Genomic DNA, 14633 nt, shown 5'->3' with positions numbered 1-14633 from the left:
ACTACCCAGCCGCCAGCCGGGTTCGCTCGACGACATGCGCGTCCGAGCGGTCAGATCGTCGAGGCGTCGATGACGAACCGGTAGCGCACATCGCTGGCGACGACCCGGTCGTAGGCCCCATCGATCTCGTCGGCGGAGATCAGCTCGATCTCCGCGCCGATCCCGTGTTGGGCGCAGAAGTTCAGCATCTCCTGGGTCTGTGCGATACCGCCGATCATCGAACCCGCCAGCGCCCGCCGGTACCCGGCGATAATGAAAGGTTTGACGCTCAATGGATTTTCGGGAATACCGAGGATCACCAGAGTGCCGTCCAGCTTCAGCAGGCGCAGGTAATCGTTGATCGGCAGGTCGGCCGAGACAGTATTGAGGATGAGGTCGAAACGGTTGCGCAGGTCGCGGAAGGTCTGCTTGTCGCCGGTCGCGTAGTAGTGTTGCGCGCCGAAACGCTTGCCGTCCTCCTGCTTGCTGAGCGAATGGCTCAGCACCGTGACCTCGGCGCCCATCGCCGCGGCGATCTTCACCCCGACATGTCCGAGCCCGCCCATACCGATGATCGCGACCCGTTTGCCCGGGCCCGCATTCCAGTGCCGCAGTGGGGAGAACAATGTGATGCCCGCACACAGCAGCGGCGCGGCGACGTCGAGTCCGATGCCTTCGGGAATGGACACCACGAAGTTTTCGGTGACCACGACGTGGGTGGAGTAGCCGCCCATCGTGTGACCGCCGGGCTGGATCGCCGGATCCACCGGGGTGTTGTAGGTCATGGTGGCCCCGTTGTCGCAGTACTGCTCCTCATTGGCCAGGCAGGGACCACAGACGCCGCAGGAGTCGACCATGCAGCCGACGCCGACCCGATCGCCGATCTGATGCTTGGTCACCTGGCCACCGACCGCGGCGACGATGCCCGCGATTTCGTGGCCGGGGACGCACGGGTACTTGGCGCCGCCCCATTCGTCGCGGGCGGTGTGGATATCGGAGTGGCAGATGCCCGCGTACTTGACGTCGATCAGCACATCGCGCGGCCCGAGTTCCCGGCGTTCGATGGTGACCTTCTCGAAGGCCTCATCGGGTGCGGACATGGCGTAGGCAGCAGCAACGGTCATGCGTACATGCCTACCGGTGCATGGCAGCTTTGGCCAATTGCCTCGCCCGTTTCGTGATCTACGGTGCAGATCTCCGGCCACAATGGAATTGGTCAAAGGCCCAGCCGGAGGCGGGAGAGCGATGGACGACGAGCGGCACCGCGCGCCCGAGAGGCCGCGAGTCGGCGGCGGCGGGCGCGCGCTGGCGCTCTTCGTGGCCGTCATGCTCGCGGTGGCCGCGTTCTTCGGTTTCCGCGGTGAGCTGCCCGACTGGTCTTCGCCGTCCGGCGTGGCAGACGTCGCGCCCGCTCTGCTCGAACCGCTGCCACCGCTCGATCCCATGGCGGTAGCGCAGGCCGTCGAACCGGCGCTGGTGAATATCAGCACCTCCGCGCGGCCGTTCGGGCTGGGCGCGGCCGGGTCCGGCATCGTGCTCACCGCCGACGGACAGGTGCTGACCAGCCATCATGTGGTGAAGGGCGCGGATACCGTGACCGTCACCGATGTCGGCAATGGCACCGTCTACGACGCGAAGGTGCTCGGCTACGACTCCACCGCGGATATCGCGCTGTTGGAAATGTCCGGCGCAGCGGATCTGGTGATCGCGCGCATCGGCAACTCCGGCGAGCTGCGCTTACACGAAGAGGTGCTCGCCATCGGCAATGCGGGCGGCACCGGCGGCACCCCGACCGCGATCCAGGGCAATATCACCGGTCTGAACAGCACCATCGTCGCGCTCAACGCCTCGGATATGACGCGCAAATCGCTGACCGGGATGGTGGAGATCGCCGCGCCGGTGAGTGCGGGGCAGTCCGGCGGCGCGCTCGCCGATCCGGGCGCGACGGTGGTCGGCGTGATCACCGCCGCATCGGGGGAGACGGCGCGCGAGGACGGGCGCACACCGAACGGCTATGCCGTGCCGATCGATACCGCCATGCGCGTGGTGCGTCAGATTCGTTCCGGCACGCCGACCGACACCGTGCACATCGGGCCGACCGCTACCCTCGGCGTGCTGATCTCGGATGCGAGACCCAGTGGGGCACGGGTGGATGTCGCGCTGTACGGACTACCGGCCTACGCGGCCGGACTCGTCGACGGCGATGTGATCACCTCGATCGACGGTCGCGACATCAGCTCCGCGAAGGCCTTGCGCGCCGCCATCAACGTGCGCAAACCCGACGACACGGTACAGCTCGGTGTCCTGGGCACGAGCGGAGCACAGCGCACCGTCAGTGTCGTACTCGCGCTGGGCGCCCCGAACTAGACCAGCGACAGCCAGTAATCCTGGAACTTCAGGAAGATCAGCAGCAACACCACGGCGTAGAACACTGCGACGAACGTCCAGCGCCACTCGACGACCACACCGAGCGCACCGCGCGAACCACCCCACAACTGTTCGGTGGCCACCGCCAGCAGCGGCGTGATGATGGCCCACACCACCATGCAGTACGGGCACAGCGCGCCGATCCGGTACAGGCTCTGGAAGATCAGCCAGCAGATGAAGATCGTGCCGAGCACGGTGCCCACCCACAGCCCAGCCCAGATCCAGCGCGGAAACCGCACACCGGCGACCGCGAGCACGGCGAGGGTGACCACCACCGAGAAGCCGACGATGCCGATGATCGGATTGGGGAAGCCGAACCGCGCGGCCTGCTCGGTGGTCATCACGCTCCCACAGGACAGAATCGGGTTGAGGCTGCACGAGGGGGTATAGCCCGGATCGGTGAACAGCTTGAACCGCTCGATCGTCAGGGTGACCGAGGCGAGCCAGCCCGCCAGCCCGCCGATCAACAGCACCCAGGCGGACCTGGATGCGGTCGTGTTCACTTGGCTGCGGCGGCGGTAATCACCGCTGTCATCGCACCGGGCGCGAACTGGCCGGCCGGCGTGGCGATCTGCTGACTGTTGACCTCGGTGCCATTGACGTAGATGGTCGGGGTCGACTTGACGCCGGTGTCGAACACGGCTTTGGTCTTCGCCTGGACGTACTTGCTGTACTTGTTGTCCTTGACGCACTGCGCGACCGCGGGATCGGTGAAACCGGCCTGCTGGGCGATGGTGATCAGTTGGTCGTCGGTCAGGCCGGCGCTACCCTCGGCGGGCTGCTGCGCGAACATCGTCGTCAGCCAGTTCAGGTACTTCGTCGGGTCCGATTCGGCGACGCAATAGGACGCGTTGGCGGCGCGTGAGGAGTACTTGGTGGTGGAGGCCTTGTCCAGGAACGAGATGATGTTGTATTCGACGATGGCGGTGCCGCTGTCGACGGCATCGGTGAGCGCTTGGGCGTTGGCGGCCTCGAAGGCCTTGCAGGCCGGGCACTGCAGGTCGGCGACTACGCGGACGGTGACTTTCGCATCTGGCTTGCCGATGCGGATCGCACCGGTATCGGTGATGCTGGCGACGACGCCGTTGGGGTTCTGTGGCGCTGTCGCGGCGATGGCAGGGGTGGGGCCGGGATCGTTCTTGCGGGCGTTCTTCACCGCGATCCCGATACCGATCGCCGCGACGAGCCCGACCAGCACGACAGCCACGGCTACCTGGATGAAGATCTTGCGGTTGCGGTCGGCGCGTTCCGCCGCCGCGAGCGGATTCCTCTTGCCACCCGGTTTGTTGCTCACCGTGCGTTCACCACGCCTTTCGCTTGCCTGCCGGTTCTCTGCCGCCACGATGGTAGATCCGGAACTCACCCAAGGCGTGGACGGGCACGGCCCACATCATCCGTGGTCAACCTGAGAGGAACCTTGGTCCGGGCTGAACCCGCGTTCAAGCCTCTGCGAGGCGGTGCTTCTGCGCTTCGACATCGAACTGGGCCGGTGGCCAGTCGAGTTTCAGCCGGTCCAGCGCATCAATGAGCAATTCGGTGACGGCGACGCGGGAGAACCATTTGCGGTTGGCCGGGATCACATGCCATGGCGCGTAGTCGGTCGAGGTTCGGTCCAGCATCACCTGGTAGGCCTCTTGATAGGCGGGCCAGTAGCCGCGTTCGTCGATATCGGCGGGGTTGAACTTCCAGTACTTGTCCGGTCGCTCCAGACGTTCGCGCAGCCGCTTCTTCTGCTCGTCGAGGGAGACGAACATGGCGACCTTCACCACCGTGGTGCCCTCGTCGACCAGTTCCCGCTCGAAGGCGTTGATCTCGTCGTAGCGCGGTTCCCAGACCTGCGGCGGCACCAGATCATGCACCCGCACGACCAGTACATCCTCATAGTGCGAGCGGTCGAAGACGCCGAGCTGTCCGCCGCGCGGCAGTGCCTTGCGGATGCGCCACAGGTAGTGGTGCCTCTTCTCCTCCGCGGTCGGCACTCCGAACGAGGCATGGTCGACGCCTTGCGGATCCACCGAACCGATGACGTGGCGGACGATGCCGCCCTTGCCCGCCGTGTCCATACCCTGCAGCACCAGCAGCACGCTGCGGGTATCGCCGGAACGGCCGTTGGCGTAGAGCTTCTCCTGGAGATCCGACAACACCGTGGTGCGTGCGCTCAGCAACTCCAGGCCCTGCGCCTTGTCGCCCTTGAATCCCGGCGTGCCGGAGGTATCGAGATCAGCGATGCGCAATCCATCGGCCCGCAGGGCCTCGATGGGCGGAAGAGACCAGTTCTTCGCCATCTACGCATCCTATGGCCGTACTCAGCGGATCTGCGCGAGGCGGAGCAATTGATCGGCGAAATCCTCGTCGGTGACCGGGGCGAGGATCAGATCGTGCGAGGTGGTGAGCAGGTAGCGCCCGTCGCCGGTGAAGTCGAGCCAGCTGCGGTGGCGGGTGGGCGGCGACATCGGATTGTCGGGCTCTACGGTCACGGTGATGAAACCGCGACCGTCCACCGGTTTTCGGAGGGTGTTGCGGAAGCGGGCGGCGCGACGATGGCCATTGGTCGCGGTTTCGGCGTCCTCGGAGTTCAGCACCGCGTCCTGCGGCTCTCGCATGAGTGCGAGCTTGCCCGGTTCGGCCGAGCCGATGATCTCGACCAGATGCTTACCGAGGTTGCGGGCGTGGCACATACGCACCGTCACCTTGTCGTGGTCGGCGACCAGGATGCCCGCATGGTTGTGCACCGCCGCGGCGAAGACCAGGATCCGCTTGCCGCCCGATTCGCCGGAAATGGTGATGGTGGTGGCATCGTTGCGGGCGCACAGCATGAGCGCCGCGGCCAGATCCGCGTCCGCCTGGCGGGCGAAGCGCTGCGGCAATCGCAGTGCGGCGTACTCGGATTCGGTGCGCACGGTGGCCGCGGGAGCCAGGTTGACCGGGTAGGGGCGGCGGTCGAGGCTCGTTTCATTTTCCCAGACATGCGTGAATTCGTCCGGGGTGAATACCCATTTCACCGTGCGCCGCCCCCGCTGCCGGAGTTCGGCCGCGCGATATGTGGACCGTCGGGTGGCGGTGTGAACCGGGGGACACGATCGCCCGAGGCGGGCATGATCGGGGTGTAGACGTAGGTCATCGTGTCCTGGACATCGGCCTGCGCCGTGGCAGCGGCCATGTCGTGGTCCATCCTGCGTTGTCCGCCGTGAATGGCTTCGGCGGCCGGATCTTCCAGAGCACGATACTGCGACGGCGGCGGAATCGCCGCTCGGATGGCCTGTGCCGCATCGGAATTGAGTTCCATCAAGCGCTGCACCGCGCGGCAGACATCGTGTGCCTCGGCGCCGGCGCGGACGAATTCGCGGGTGGCGCGCAGTGCCGCGTCGGCCGAACGGCCGGACCAGCGCGCGAATTCGCGGTTGGTGGCGTCGGAGAAGGCTTGGAATGCCTCGGCGATCGCGGCGGCATTGGCGCGCCAGGCATCGGCGACCCGGCCGAGCGCGGCGGGATCGATGACCTCGTGCACTTGATCCCAGATCTCCTGATGCGTATACCCGCCGAACAGTTCACGCTCCGGGACGTAGGCGGGATCGGTTCCGCCGCTTGCCGATCCGACGGAGTTGGCGAGCGCGCGCTGCTGGGCCCGGATGGCGTCGGCGGCGGCTCGGGTCGCGGAATCTGCCATGGGTCAGCGGCTTTCGTCGCCGTGCTCGAGGTATTCGGTGATCAGCTGTAGCGCGGCGCGATTGGCGGCCTCGGCATCCTCGAATCGCTTACCCGCGGCCAGGTAGGCGGCCTTGTACAGCAGGGCGGTTTCCAGGAAGGCAGTGACCGTGTCGAGGAACTGGGTGCCCTTGTCGCCGAAGCCCTTCGCTAGTCCGTGCCCCGTGGGTAGGTCGGGAAAGCCGTGTACCTCGGTGACGAAATGTCCGGTGGCCGTGGCCTTTTGCAGGTCATCGACGAGCTTGTCGCAGGCGGCGGCGAGGTTTTCGGCGACATCAGCGGCCAGCTCGAAGGGTTCGCCGCCGCTCGCACCGGTGGCGGCGGCGTAGAGCTGTCGGGCCATCCGCTGCCCGGTATCGGGTACCGCCATCTGGGTCGCCCCCTTACGCTCGGTCCACCCACCGCACTGGTACCGGCACTTTACCGTCCGGTAACGCCCCGTGTAGCGCTTGTGAGTGCGCCGTGCCGCTGTGAAGTGGCACACCCTCGGTTGGCTACACCGGCCACTGGTCCAGGCCGGCCGGTTGATTTTGGCTGGTGGTGTCGGTGCACGGAAGGGCGTTCCGTGCAAGTCCATCGTGGCCGAGCGCACCGGACGAGAGGCTTCGGCGCGCTGGGATCTTGCTCGTCGCATACCTTTTGGTGTTCGCGCAGAGTTCGGGTTGGGTGCGGTGTTTTGTGCGGTAGGGCGGCGGCGTGCAGAAGGTGCGCGCGGGAGAGTTGCGGGGCTATGCGGTGGGGCGGGTGGCGCTGATGTATTGCAGGAGGCGGTGGATCTGCTGATCGATATCGAGCAGGCCTGCTTCGGCGAATAGCGTTGGGAAGGTGTTGTTGTCGAAGACGCGTAGTCCGCTCCAGCTGCCTACGACTCGGCTCGCGCGGCCGAATGGGTTATCGGCGCGGTGGCTGGTGGTGATGGCGATGCGGCCGCCGGGGGTGAGGACTCGGATCATTTCGCGGGTGGCGGCGATCGGGTCGGGGATCAGGTACAGCGCGCCGAAGCAGCAGACGGCGTCGAAGGTGCCGTCGGCGAAGGGCAGGGTGCAGGCATCGCCGCGGAGGTAGCCGACGCGTGGACCCGCATTGTCGGTGATGGCGCGGGCGAGCATCGGTTCGGAGTAGTCGAGGCCGATGGCGTAGCCGTCCCCGGATAGCGCATTGCTGAGGTATCGAGTGAAATTGCCAGGCCCACAAGCGATATCGAGTACCTTCTTGGACCCGTCCAAGCGCAGCGTGGCGCGGGCGTCGCGCCGGTCGGCGGCGGTGCTGCGACCGCTGGCCAGGTAGAACAGCGTCGGCCGCCAGGCCTTTTCGTAGATCGCGGCGAGGGCTGGAGCGTTCATGGTGCGTCGCGCAAGGTTCATCGAACCTGCCTGGCGGCCGTGGACATGCCGGCGGTGGCGCACCGATGACGCCCGTCCGGGCCGGGTGGCAATCTCATTGGGGCTCCTCGTCCTTGGGCGCTGCGCCGCTCGCGGCGGTGGCAGCTCGGCCACCGCCCAGCGGGCACTACGTGCGCTCGACCTCGATGGTCATGCCTGCCGCCCGCAACCGATCGGTCAGCGCATCGCCCATTGCCGCGGCGGGCGTGAGGATGCCTGCCAATTCCGGCTGCTTCGCACCGTCGAACGCCAGGCACAGCCCGGCCTGGCCGAGCATCACGGCCGTCGCCTGGTATCCGGGATCGCCGGTACCGGCGAACGTCGCAACGTACTTCGCGCCCGAGGACGTTCGCGCGTAGGTCTTCATCGTGAACCACCCACTGGTGCGGGCCTGTTCGCTCGGCCCGGTGCCGGGCTTCGGCACGATTCGGTCGAGCAGCTTGCGCCCCACCGCAACTCGCGACAGCACCGCGCCCGCCGCCATCGTCGCCACGATGCCGCCCGCCATGCCGGCGGCCACCAGTGGCGCGGCGGGGGACTTGCCCGCGCTCATCACCTCCCGGTAGCGGAAGTTCTTGCCGTAGACCCAGCCGAGCAGGCCGTTGGTGCGGCGCACGATCTTGGTGTTGTGCGCGGCCATCACGAAGGTGCTGACCCAGCCGTCGAGGCTGGGGTCGATGGTGTTGGCGCGCTGCAGCGCCTGGTCGGTCTGGCGGCCGAGCTTCGGCTCCATCGTCTTATCGGGGCTCAGCGAGTATGGGTGGCTCATCACCGAACCCTTGGACGGATCGGCCGCGATGGCCTCCATCATGGCCCGGCCGGAGTCGATGGTGCCGCCGCTCACGCCGCCCTTCAGCGATGCGATCAGCGTGGTCTCCTCGAGCTCGCCGGTGTTGTCCGCGACCGAACGCTGATACAGCTGGTACACGCTCAGATCCGACGGAATCGAGTCGTAGCCACAGGAATTCACGATCTTCGCGCCGGTTTCCACGGCCTGCTCGTGGTACCGATCGATGGCGTCCCGAATGAACAGCGGCTCACCGGTGAGGTCGGCGTAGTGGGTCCCGGCCTTCGCGCACGCGGCCACCAAGGGTAGGCCGTAGCGCAGGTACGGACCGACGGTGGTCACCACGACCGTGGTCCGCGCGGCGAGTGCGTCGAGCTCGGCCTGATCGGTCGAATCCGCGACGACCAGACCCCAATTCTCGGCATCCGCACCGAGCTCCTCGCGAACCCGGCTCAATTTCTCGAGCGAGCGCCCCGCCAGTGCGATGCGCGCCCCGGCGGGCGCCGCCGAAAGCAGGTACTGCGCGGTGAGCTTGCCGACGAAACCTGTTGCGCCGAACAGCACTAGGTCGAATTCTCGGTTGTCTGCCATGGTCTCCCGTTTCGATAGATGCTGTTGTGGACTTATTTGGCGCTGGAACCGCGGGCGGCGGGCTTCTTCGCCCGCGTCCGCGGCCTCTTGGTCGGCGTCGGCGGACGCTGGACCAACCACTCGCGGTGGGTCTTACCCAATTCGGTGACCGGCGGCTCGTCGTAGAGCCATTCACGGGCGATCTTGTGCCAGTTCGCGGTGCACTCGAGTTGGCCGAGCATGCCGAAGGTGAGGAAGTCGGCGCGGCGCGAGAACAGGTGCTCCGGTGGCAGATTCTGCTGTTTCATCCCGGCGAACTCGCTGGCCCGCGGATCCACCGCGAGCAGGAACGCACCGCTGGCGAGCTCGGGCGTAATGGTCAGTTCCTCGTCGGTCAGACACCATTCCGACGCCGCCAGTACGTATTCCAGGCATTCCTCGGCCCCGATCTCGTCGGGCGAGTCGATCACACCGCGCTCGATCATCAACTGCCGCAGGTCTTCGGCTCTGTCCTCGGCCGCCGCGCGCAGGCAGATCGTCTCGAACCGCACATGTTCGGGGTCCATCCGATTGAACAGGCCGAAGTCGAGAAAGCCGACCCGTCCGTCATCGGCCAGCAGCACATTGCCCGGATGCGGATCGCCGCAGAATTCGTTGAAGGCGAACAGCGAACCGACATAGAAGCGGTAGATGATCTCGCCGATCCGATCGCGCTCGGCCACGGGCAGCTGTCGGATCTCTTCGAATCCCTTGCCCGCCACGTACTCACTGACCAGCACCCGCGTCGTGCTGAGTTCGGGCAGTGAGCGCGGCACCATGATGAACGGATGTCCGGCGTAGAGCTCGGCGATCTGCAGCTGGGTATCGGCCTCGGCGTGGTAGTCGAGCTCGCTCTCCATATTGAGGCGCAGTTCGTCCAGTACGGCCGGCGTCACCCAGGGCATCGCCGATTGCAGCACGCGCCGGAACATCGCCAGATTCTTGAGGTCCGCGCGCACCGCCGCGTCGATGCCGGGGTACTGCACCTTCACCGCGACCCGACGTCCGTCGTGCAGTCGCCCCAGGTACACCTGACCGATCGAGGCCGCGGCGATGGGTTCCGGTTCGAATTCGGCGAATACCGCGTCCAGCGGTTGCCCGAAGTCCTCCTCGATCACCTGCCGCATACCGTCGAAAGCCACGGTAGGAGCCGCATTGCGCAGCACGGCCAGTCGCTTCTGGAAACGTTCGCGGTGATTCTCGGGTACCAGGTCCAGATCGAGCACCGACATCATCTGGCCCAGCTTCATCGCGATGCCCTTCATGGTCCCGAGGACCATGACCACCTGCTCGGTGGTGCGGATCATCGATTCCTCGGCCATCTTCGCGCGCACGGCCTCCGACCTGCCCCGCATCGATAGCCGCGTGCGCTGGGTCCGGATCACCGAACTGGCTGCCACCGCACCCAGTTTGGTGCCACGCGCAAGCCGAGAAGTCGGCACTTGCTTCGCCATCGAGGTACCTCCATTGGTGCCGCGGTCGGAGCGACGGGCGCGCAGGCAGTAGCTTGCGAGACCACGTAGCAACCCGCGCAGACCGCCAACAGGCGTTGCGCGAAGGCGGTGATGTGGGACACCACGCACCGCTCGGGTTCAGCGTAGCCAACGTCGCGGCAATGTCGAGACTGCCTTCACAATTTCAGCTAGCGCCCCAGCTAGCGGCCTGTTAGCGGCTCGAAGTCAGCCGGATGATCAGTTCACAACCGCCCGCGAGCAGTCGCTTCGGGTGGCCATGCGAGCATCGCGCCGTCGGCGCGGAATCCGGGAGCTAGCGCGTCAGGCGTCGGTCTTCGGCGGGTCCGGCAGGATGTGCGGCTGCGCGTTGAAGATCGCGCGCGAACCGCCGGCGCGCGCCATCCCTTCGATGGCGCTCCAGGCCATCATGGTCAGGTAGTCGATGACTTCCTCACGCGACATCGCCTTATCCGTGGTCCACCAGTGCGTGGCCAGCTGGATGCCGCCGACCAGCACATAGGACCAGAGCAGTGCGCCATCGGTCGCGAATCCGTGCTCCGCGCCGCGATCGACGATGACCGTGGTGACGACATCGGCGAACAATTTCTCGAATTCCGCGAGCGAGGACTGATCGGTCGAACCGTTGCCCATGATGAACCGGTAGACCTCGGGGTCCTCGTCGACTGTGCCGACATAGGCGGCCAGCGCCGAGCGCACCAGGTGGTATTCGTCCGCGTCCAGGCTGATCGCCTCGTACACCCGCGGCATCAGCGTGGTCTCGATGAACCGCTGCATGGTCGCGTGGACCAGGTCGTTCTTATCCGAGAAGTAGCGGTAGAGCACGGTTTTGGAGACGCCGATCTCCGCGGCGATCTCATCCATACCCGCATTGCTGCCGCGGGCGCGGATGGCCGCGAGGGTGCCGTCGACCAGCTCTTCCCTGCGGTCGATCTTGTGCTGCCGCCATCGGCGCTTGCGGCCGTCCGGCCGGCCGGTGCGCACCGCTGCCGGTCGCTCGGCGAGTTCGCCGACATCGACAAGGTCTTCGGTGGACAGCGTGGGCTCCCTCGTTTGTGCGGCTCGTGGACCCCCAGCTTAGGTCCAGGCAGCGACCCACATGCGCGTTTGGGTCGTGGTTGCGGCAGGAAGCACACAATCGGGTGTGTTCGGCATCGGTAGCGAGGTCGCTCGGTAACACACAGCAGAATGGATGTCATGGAGAAAGCTCCCGGCAACATCGCGGTTCTGGACGCGCCCGCGGCACCGACCAGTTTCGCGGCCTTCGTCGATGACGAGGGCAAGCGCCGCGATCTGTTCAAGATGAAGGCGCTGGCCACCGGGTTGTTGGCCTTCGCGACGGTGATCTATCTGTTCTGCCGTTGGCTGGAATCGCGCGGGGCGGGCGGTGATTGGGTCGGTTACCTGCGGGCCGCGTCCGAGGCGGGCATGGTCGGCGCGCTCGCCGACTGGTTCGCGGTGACCGCGCTGTTCCGCCATCCGCTCGGCCTGCCGATCCCGCACACCGCGATCATCCGCAAGAAGAAGGATCAGCTCGGTGCCAGCCTCGGCTCCTTCGTCGGCTCGAATTTCCTTGCCCCGGATGTGGTCTCGGCGAAGGTGAATTCGGCGCAGGTCTCCTGGCGGGTCGGGCGCTGGATGGCCGATCCCGGACATGCGGGCCGGGTGGCCGAGGAGAGTTCGACCATCCTGCGCGCGGTGGTCGGGGTGCTGCGGGACGAGGACGTCGAGCAGGTCATCGACAATACGATCGTCAAGCGGATCGCCGAACCGCTGTGGGGTCCGCCGATCGGCCGGGTGCTCGCCGAACTGCTGGCCGACAATCGGCAGTTGCCGCTGCTGGACATGCTTGCCGAGCGCGCGCACCAGTGGGCGCTGGGTTCGCAGGAGACGATCGACCGGATCGTTTTGCGGGATGCGCCGCAGTGGGCTCCGAAATTTGTAAACATTCTGCTTTCAGAAAAGATCTATCGGGAGCTGGTCGAGTTCACCTGGAAGGTACGGTCGAATCCGGAGCACGAGGTGCGGCTCGCGGCGAACAAGTTCCTCGAGGATTTCGCCTATGACCTCCAGCACGACGACGCCATGATCAAAAAGGCGGAGCGGATCAAGGCGCAGATCATGGGCCGTGAGGAAATAACCGGCATGGCCGAGGCGACCTGGCGCGCGGCCAAACGGCTGATCTTGGAATCGGCCGACGATCCGAGCTCCACGCTGCGCCGCAAGGTGGCCGAGAATGTGCAGCAACTTGGTGAACGGCTGCGTGATGACGCCGAGATGCGCGCGAAAGTGGACGGGTGGATCGACCGCGGTGCCAGGTATCTGGTGGGAAACTATGCCGGGGAGATCACCACTCTGGTCACCGATACGGTTGCCAGGTGGGACGCCGAGGAAGCGAGTAAGAAGATCGAATTGCAGGTCGGTCGCGATCTGCAATTCATTCGCATCAACGGCACCGTCGTGGGATCGCTGGCGGGGCTGGTGATCTACACGATTTCGCAGGTGATGTTCGGCGGCTGACCATCGCGCGCCGAAAGTTTGCTGAAAAAGTGCTAGCAGGGTGCTTGCAATAGCTAGCACCCTGCCCTAGAATCGGATACGTACAACCGCCAGAAGGTGAGTGATGGCAGACCAGCCCGAAGGTTCCGCCGAGTACACCGATGAACCGCCGGAGAAATCCGGCGGTGTCGGCGACAAAGCGGCACGTGTGGCCACCGCGGCACACGACATCGGAGGTTTCATCAGGGCACAGCGAGAAGCCGCGCAAGTCTCGTTGCGTCAGCTCGCCACCCTGGCGGGAGTGAGCAATCCATACCTCAGTCAGATCGAGCGCGGATTGCGCAATCCGTCCGCCGAAGTACTCGCGCAGATAGCCAAGGCACTGCGGGTCTCTTCGGAGGTGTTGTATGTACGGGCTGGCTATCTCGAGCAGCGGCCGCACAGTCCGGTCCGGGATGCCCTGCTTGCCGACACTTTCATCAGTGAACGGCAGAAGCAGGTGCTGCTGGACATCTATGAATCGTTTCGCCGGGAAAATGGGGGAAGCGAACCAGGGGGGGATGAATGGGACAGCGACGTTCCGAGCACAACACCAACTCCGCCACGCCAGGAGAGCGAAGAATGACCGAGAACTCCACCATCAAGCCACTGTTCGCGACTGTCGGTGCCGGTGATGCCGTGTACACCGCGGTTGTCGACGCCGTCACCCAGGTGCGTGAGCGCGCCGCAACCGCCGATGTCACCGGTCGTGTCGAAGAGGCACGTGAGCGCTTCGCCACTGTGCCCGCCGATGTGCGGGCCCAGTTCGAGACGCTGCGCGAGCGGCTGTCCGGGCTGCCGTCGGAGCTGCCCGAGGACCTCGCCGAGCTGCGCGAGAAGTTCACCTCGGAGGAGCTGAAGGCGCTCGCCGAGAAGTACTACGCCCAGGTCCTCGACATCTACGCGGATCTGGCCGTGCGTGGCGAGGAGACCGTCGAGCGGCTGCGCGCCAACCACTTGGTCGAGGATCAGATCGAGCGCGTCGAGACCCTGTACAAGGATGCGGCCGGCCGCGCCGAGGATGTGGTCGGCAAGGTCAACGAGCTGCTCGGTCGCCCGGTCAAGGAAGACGAAGAGGCCGTGGCCGAGCCGGTCGTCGAGGCCGAGGTTGTCGATGTGACCACCGAGACCGAGCCCGCCGTGACCGACATCGCCCCGAAGGCCCCGGCCAAGAAGGCGCCCGCCAAGAAGGCCGCGGCCAAGAAGGCGGCTCCGAAGAAGGCCTGACGCGCTTCACATCTCGACCCGACGACCCCGCACACCCGGCGTGTGCGGGGTCGTTGCTTCTATGATGGGCTGGTGGACACAGCGCATGGATTGGCCGGCTGGATTTTGAACGGGCTGCGGCTTTTGGCGCTCGGCGCGACGATTTTCGCGCTGATTCACGCCATCCGCCAGCGCCCCGACGCCTTCACCGCAGTCGACAAGCTGACCAAACCGATCTGGATCGCAATCCTGTGCGCCGCACTGCTGTTCCTCTTGCTCTCCCTGAGCGTCACCTCATTGCTCGCCCTGATCGCCATCATCGCCACCGGCATCTACCTGGCCGATGTCCGGCCGAAGGTGGATGAGATTCAGCGCGGTCCGCGCTGGTAGTGCCGCCCTGGTCGAGGTAGCGCTGGGGTCTGGAAGCAGGCTTCGGTAGCTGGTCGATTTGCGGCTGACGCAGACGATATACCTCGCCGATGAACGGCTGAGAGACATATCAGCGCGGTCCGTGCTGCTGCGGCGCGC

General features: G+C 65.9%; 16 protein-coding genes. 5 read left to right on the top strand and 11 right to left on the bottom strand.

Annotated elements, in window-relative coordinates:
• Positions 1-50 precede the first annotated feature (50 nt).
• Positions 51-1103 carry an NAD(P)-dependent alcohol dehydrogenase gene (locus OG874_RS31425; RefSeq protein ID WP_330250697.1) on the bottom strand — a complete coding sequence of 351 codons (1053 nt, stop codon included), beginning with the start codon at positions 1101-1103 and terminating at the stop codon, positions 51-53.
• 121 nt (positions 1104-1224) lie between these two features.
• Here OG874_RS31425 and OG874_RS31420 point away from each other — a divergent pair, with 121 nt between their 5' ends.
• Positions 1225-2346, top strand: a complete 1122-nt coding sequence (locus OG874_RS31420) for a S1C family serine protease (protein WP_330250696.1) — start codon at positions 1225-1227, stop codon at positions 2344-2346.
• Here the strand turns inward: OG874_RS31420 and OG874_RS31415 are convergent.
• The 10 genes from OG874_RS31415 to OG874_RS31370 all read right to left on the bottom strand — a co-directional run bounded on the left by OG874_RS31415 (position 2343) and on the right by OG874_RS31370 (position 11345).
• Entirely contained in the window at positions 2343-2909 is a 567-nt protein-coding gene (locus OG874_RS31415) for a vitamin K epoxide reductase family protein (RefSeq protein ID WP_330250695.1), read from the bottom strand. The genes OG874_RS31420 and OG874_RS31415 overlap by 4 nt on opposite strands.
• Complete coding sequence (locus OG874_RS31410; RefSeq protein ID WP_330250694.1) at positions 2906-3700, bottom strand: DsbA family protein; 795 nt, start codon at positions 3698-3700, stop codon at positions 2906-2908. The genes OG874_RS31415 and OG874_RS31410 overlap by 4 nt, the downstream gene beginning before the upstream one ends.
• 145 nt (positions 3701-3845) lie before the next feature.
• Positions 3846-4691, bottom strand: a complete 846-nt coding sequence (locus tag OG874_RS31405; RefSeq protein ID WP_330250693.1) for a polyphosphate kinase 2 family protein — start codon at positions 4689-4691, stop codon at positions 3846-3848.
• A 21-nt stretch (positions 4692-4712) separates the two neighbouring features.
• On the bottom strand, positions 4713-5408 hold the full coding sequence (locus OG874_RS31400; protein WP_330250692.1) for an ESX secretion-associated protein EspG: 696 nt from the start codon (positions 5406-5408) through the stop codon (positions 4713-4715).
• On the bottom strand, positions 5405-6073 hold the full coding sequence (locus OG874_RS31395; RefSeq protein ID WP_330250691.1) for a hypothetical protein: 669 nt from the start codon (positions 6071-6073) through the stop codon (positions 5405-5407). Before OG874_RS31395 ends, OG874_RS31400 begins: the two co-directional genes overlap by 4 nt.
• 3 nt (positions 6074-6076) lie before the next feature.
• Complete coding sequence (locus OG874_RS31390) at positions 6077-6481, bottom strand: hypothetical protein (RefSeq protein WP_330250690.1); 405 nt, start codon at positions 6479-6481, stop codon at positions 6077-6079.
• Positions 6482-6839: 358 nt separating this feature from the next.
• Positions 6840-7475, bottom strand: a complete 636-nt coding sequence (locus OG874_RS31385; RefSeq protein WP_330250689.1) for a class I SAM-dependent methyltransferase — start codon at positions 7473-7475, stop codon at positions 6840-6842.
• 145 nt (positions 7476-7620) lie between these two features.
• Positions 7621-8871, bottom strand: coding sequence for a saccharopine dehydrogenase family protein (locus OG874_RS31380; RefSeq protein WP_330250688.1), 1251 nt, complete (start codon positions 8869-8871; stop codon positions 7621-7623).
• Positions 8872-8903: 32 nt separating this feature from the next.
• A complete protein-coding gene (locus tag OG874_RS31375) occupies positions 8904-10343 on the bottom strand; it encodes an ABC1 kinase family protein (protein WP_330250687.1) in 1440 nt (479 codons plus the stop codon).
• A gap of 321 nt (positions 10344-10664) precedes the next feature.
• A complete protein-coding gene (locus OG874_RS31370) occupies positions 10665-11345 on the bottom strand; it encodes a TetR/AcrR family transcriptional regulator (RefSeq protein WP_330250686.1) in 681 nt (226 codons plus the stop codon).
• Between the two features lie 213 nt (positions 11346-11558).
• On the opposite strand from OG874_RS31370, the gene OG874_RS31365 reads away from it, so the two are divergent.
• From OG874_RS31365 to OG874_RS31350, 4 genes are all read left to right on the top strand, one after another.
• Complete coding sequence (locus tag OG874_RS31365) at positions 11559-12881, top strand: DUF445 domain-containing protein (protein ID WP_442943151.1); 1323 nt, start codon at positions 11559-11561, stop codon at positions 12879-12881.
• Between the two features lie 103 nt (positions 12882-12984).
• The gene (locus OG874_RS31360) at positions 12985-13485 is read left to right on the top strand and encodes a helix-turn-helix domain-containing protein (protein ID WP_330250685.1); all 501 of its coding nucleotides are present in this window, start codon (positions 12985-12987) and stop codon (positions 13483-13485) included.
• On the top strand, positions 13482-14126 hold the full coding sequence (locus OG874_RS31355; RefSeq protein ID WP_330250684.1) for a heparin-binding hemagglutinin: 645 nt from the start codon (positions 13482-13484) through the stop codon (positions 14124-14126). The genes OG874_RS31360 and OG874_RS31355 overlap by 4 nt, the downstream gene beginning before the upstream one ends.
• Before the next feature lie 72 nt (positions 14127-14198).
• Positions 14199-14495 carry a DUF2516 family protein gene (locus OG874_RS31350; RefSeq protein WP_330250683.1) on the top strand — a complete coding sequence of 99 codons (297 nt, stop codon included), beginning with the start codon at positions 14199-14201 and terminating at the stop codon, positions 14493-14495.
• Positions 14496-14633: the final 138 nt, after the last annotated feature.

Source organism: Nocardia sp. NBC_00565 (genome assembly GCF_036345915.1).
GTDB lineage: Bacteria > Actinomycetota > Actinomycetes > Mycobacteriales > Mycobacteriaceae > Nocardia.
This window is presented reverse-complemented; position numbering and strand designations above follow the sequence as displayed.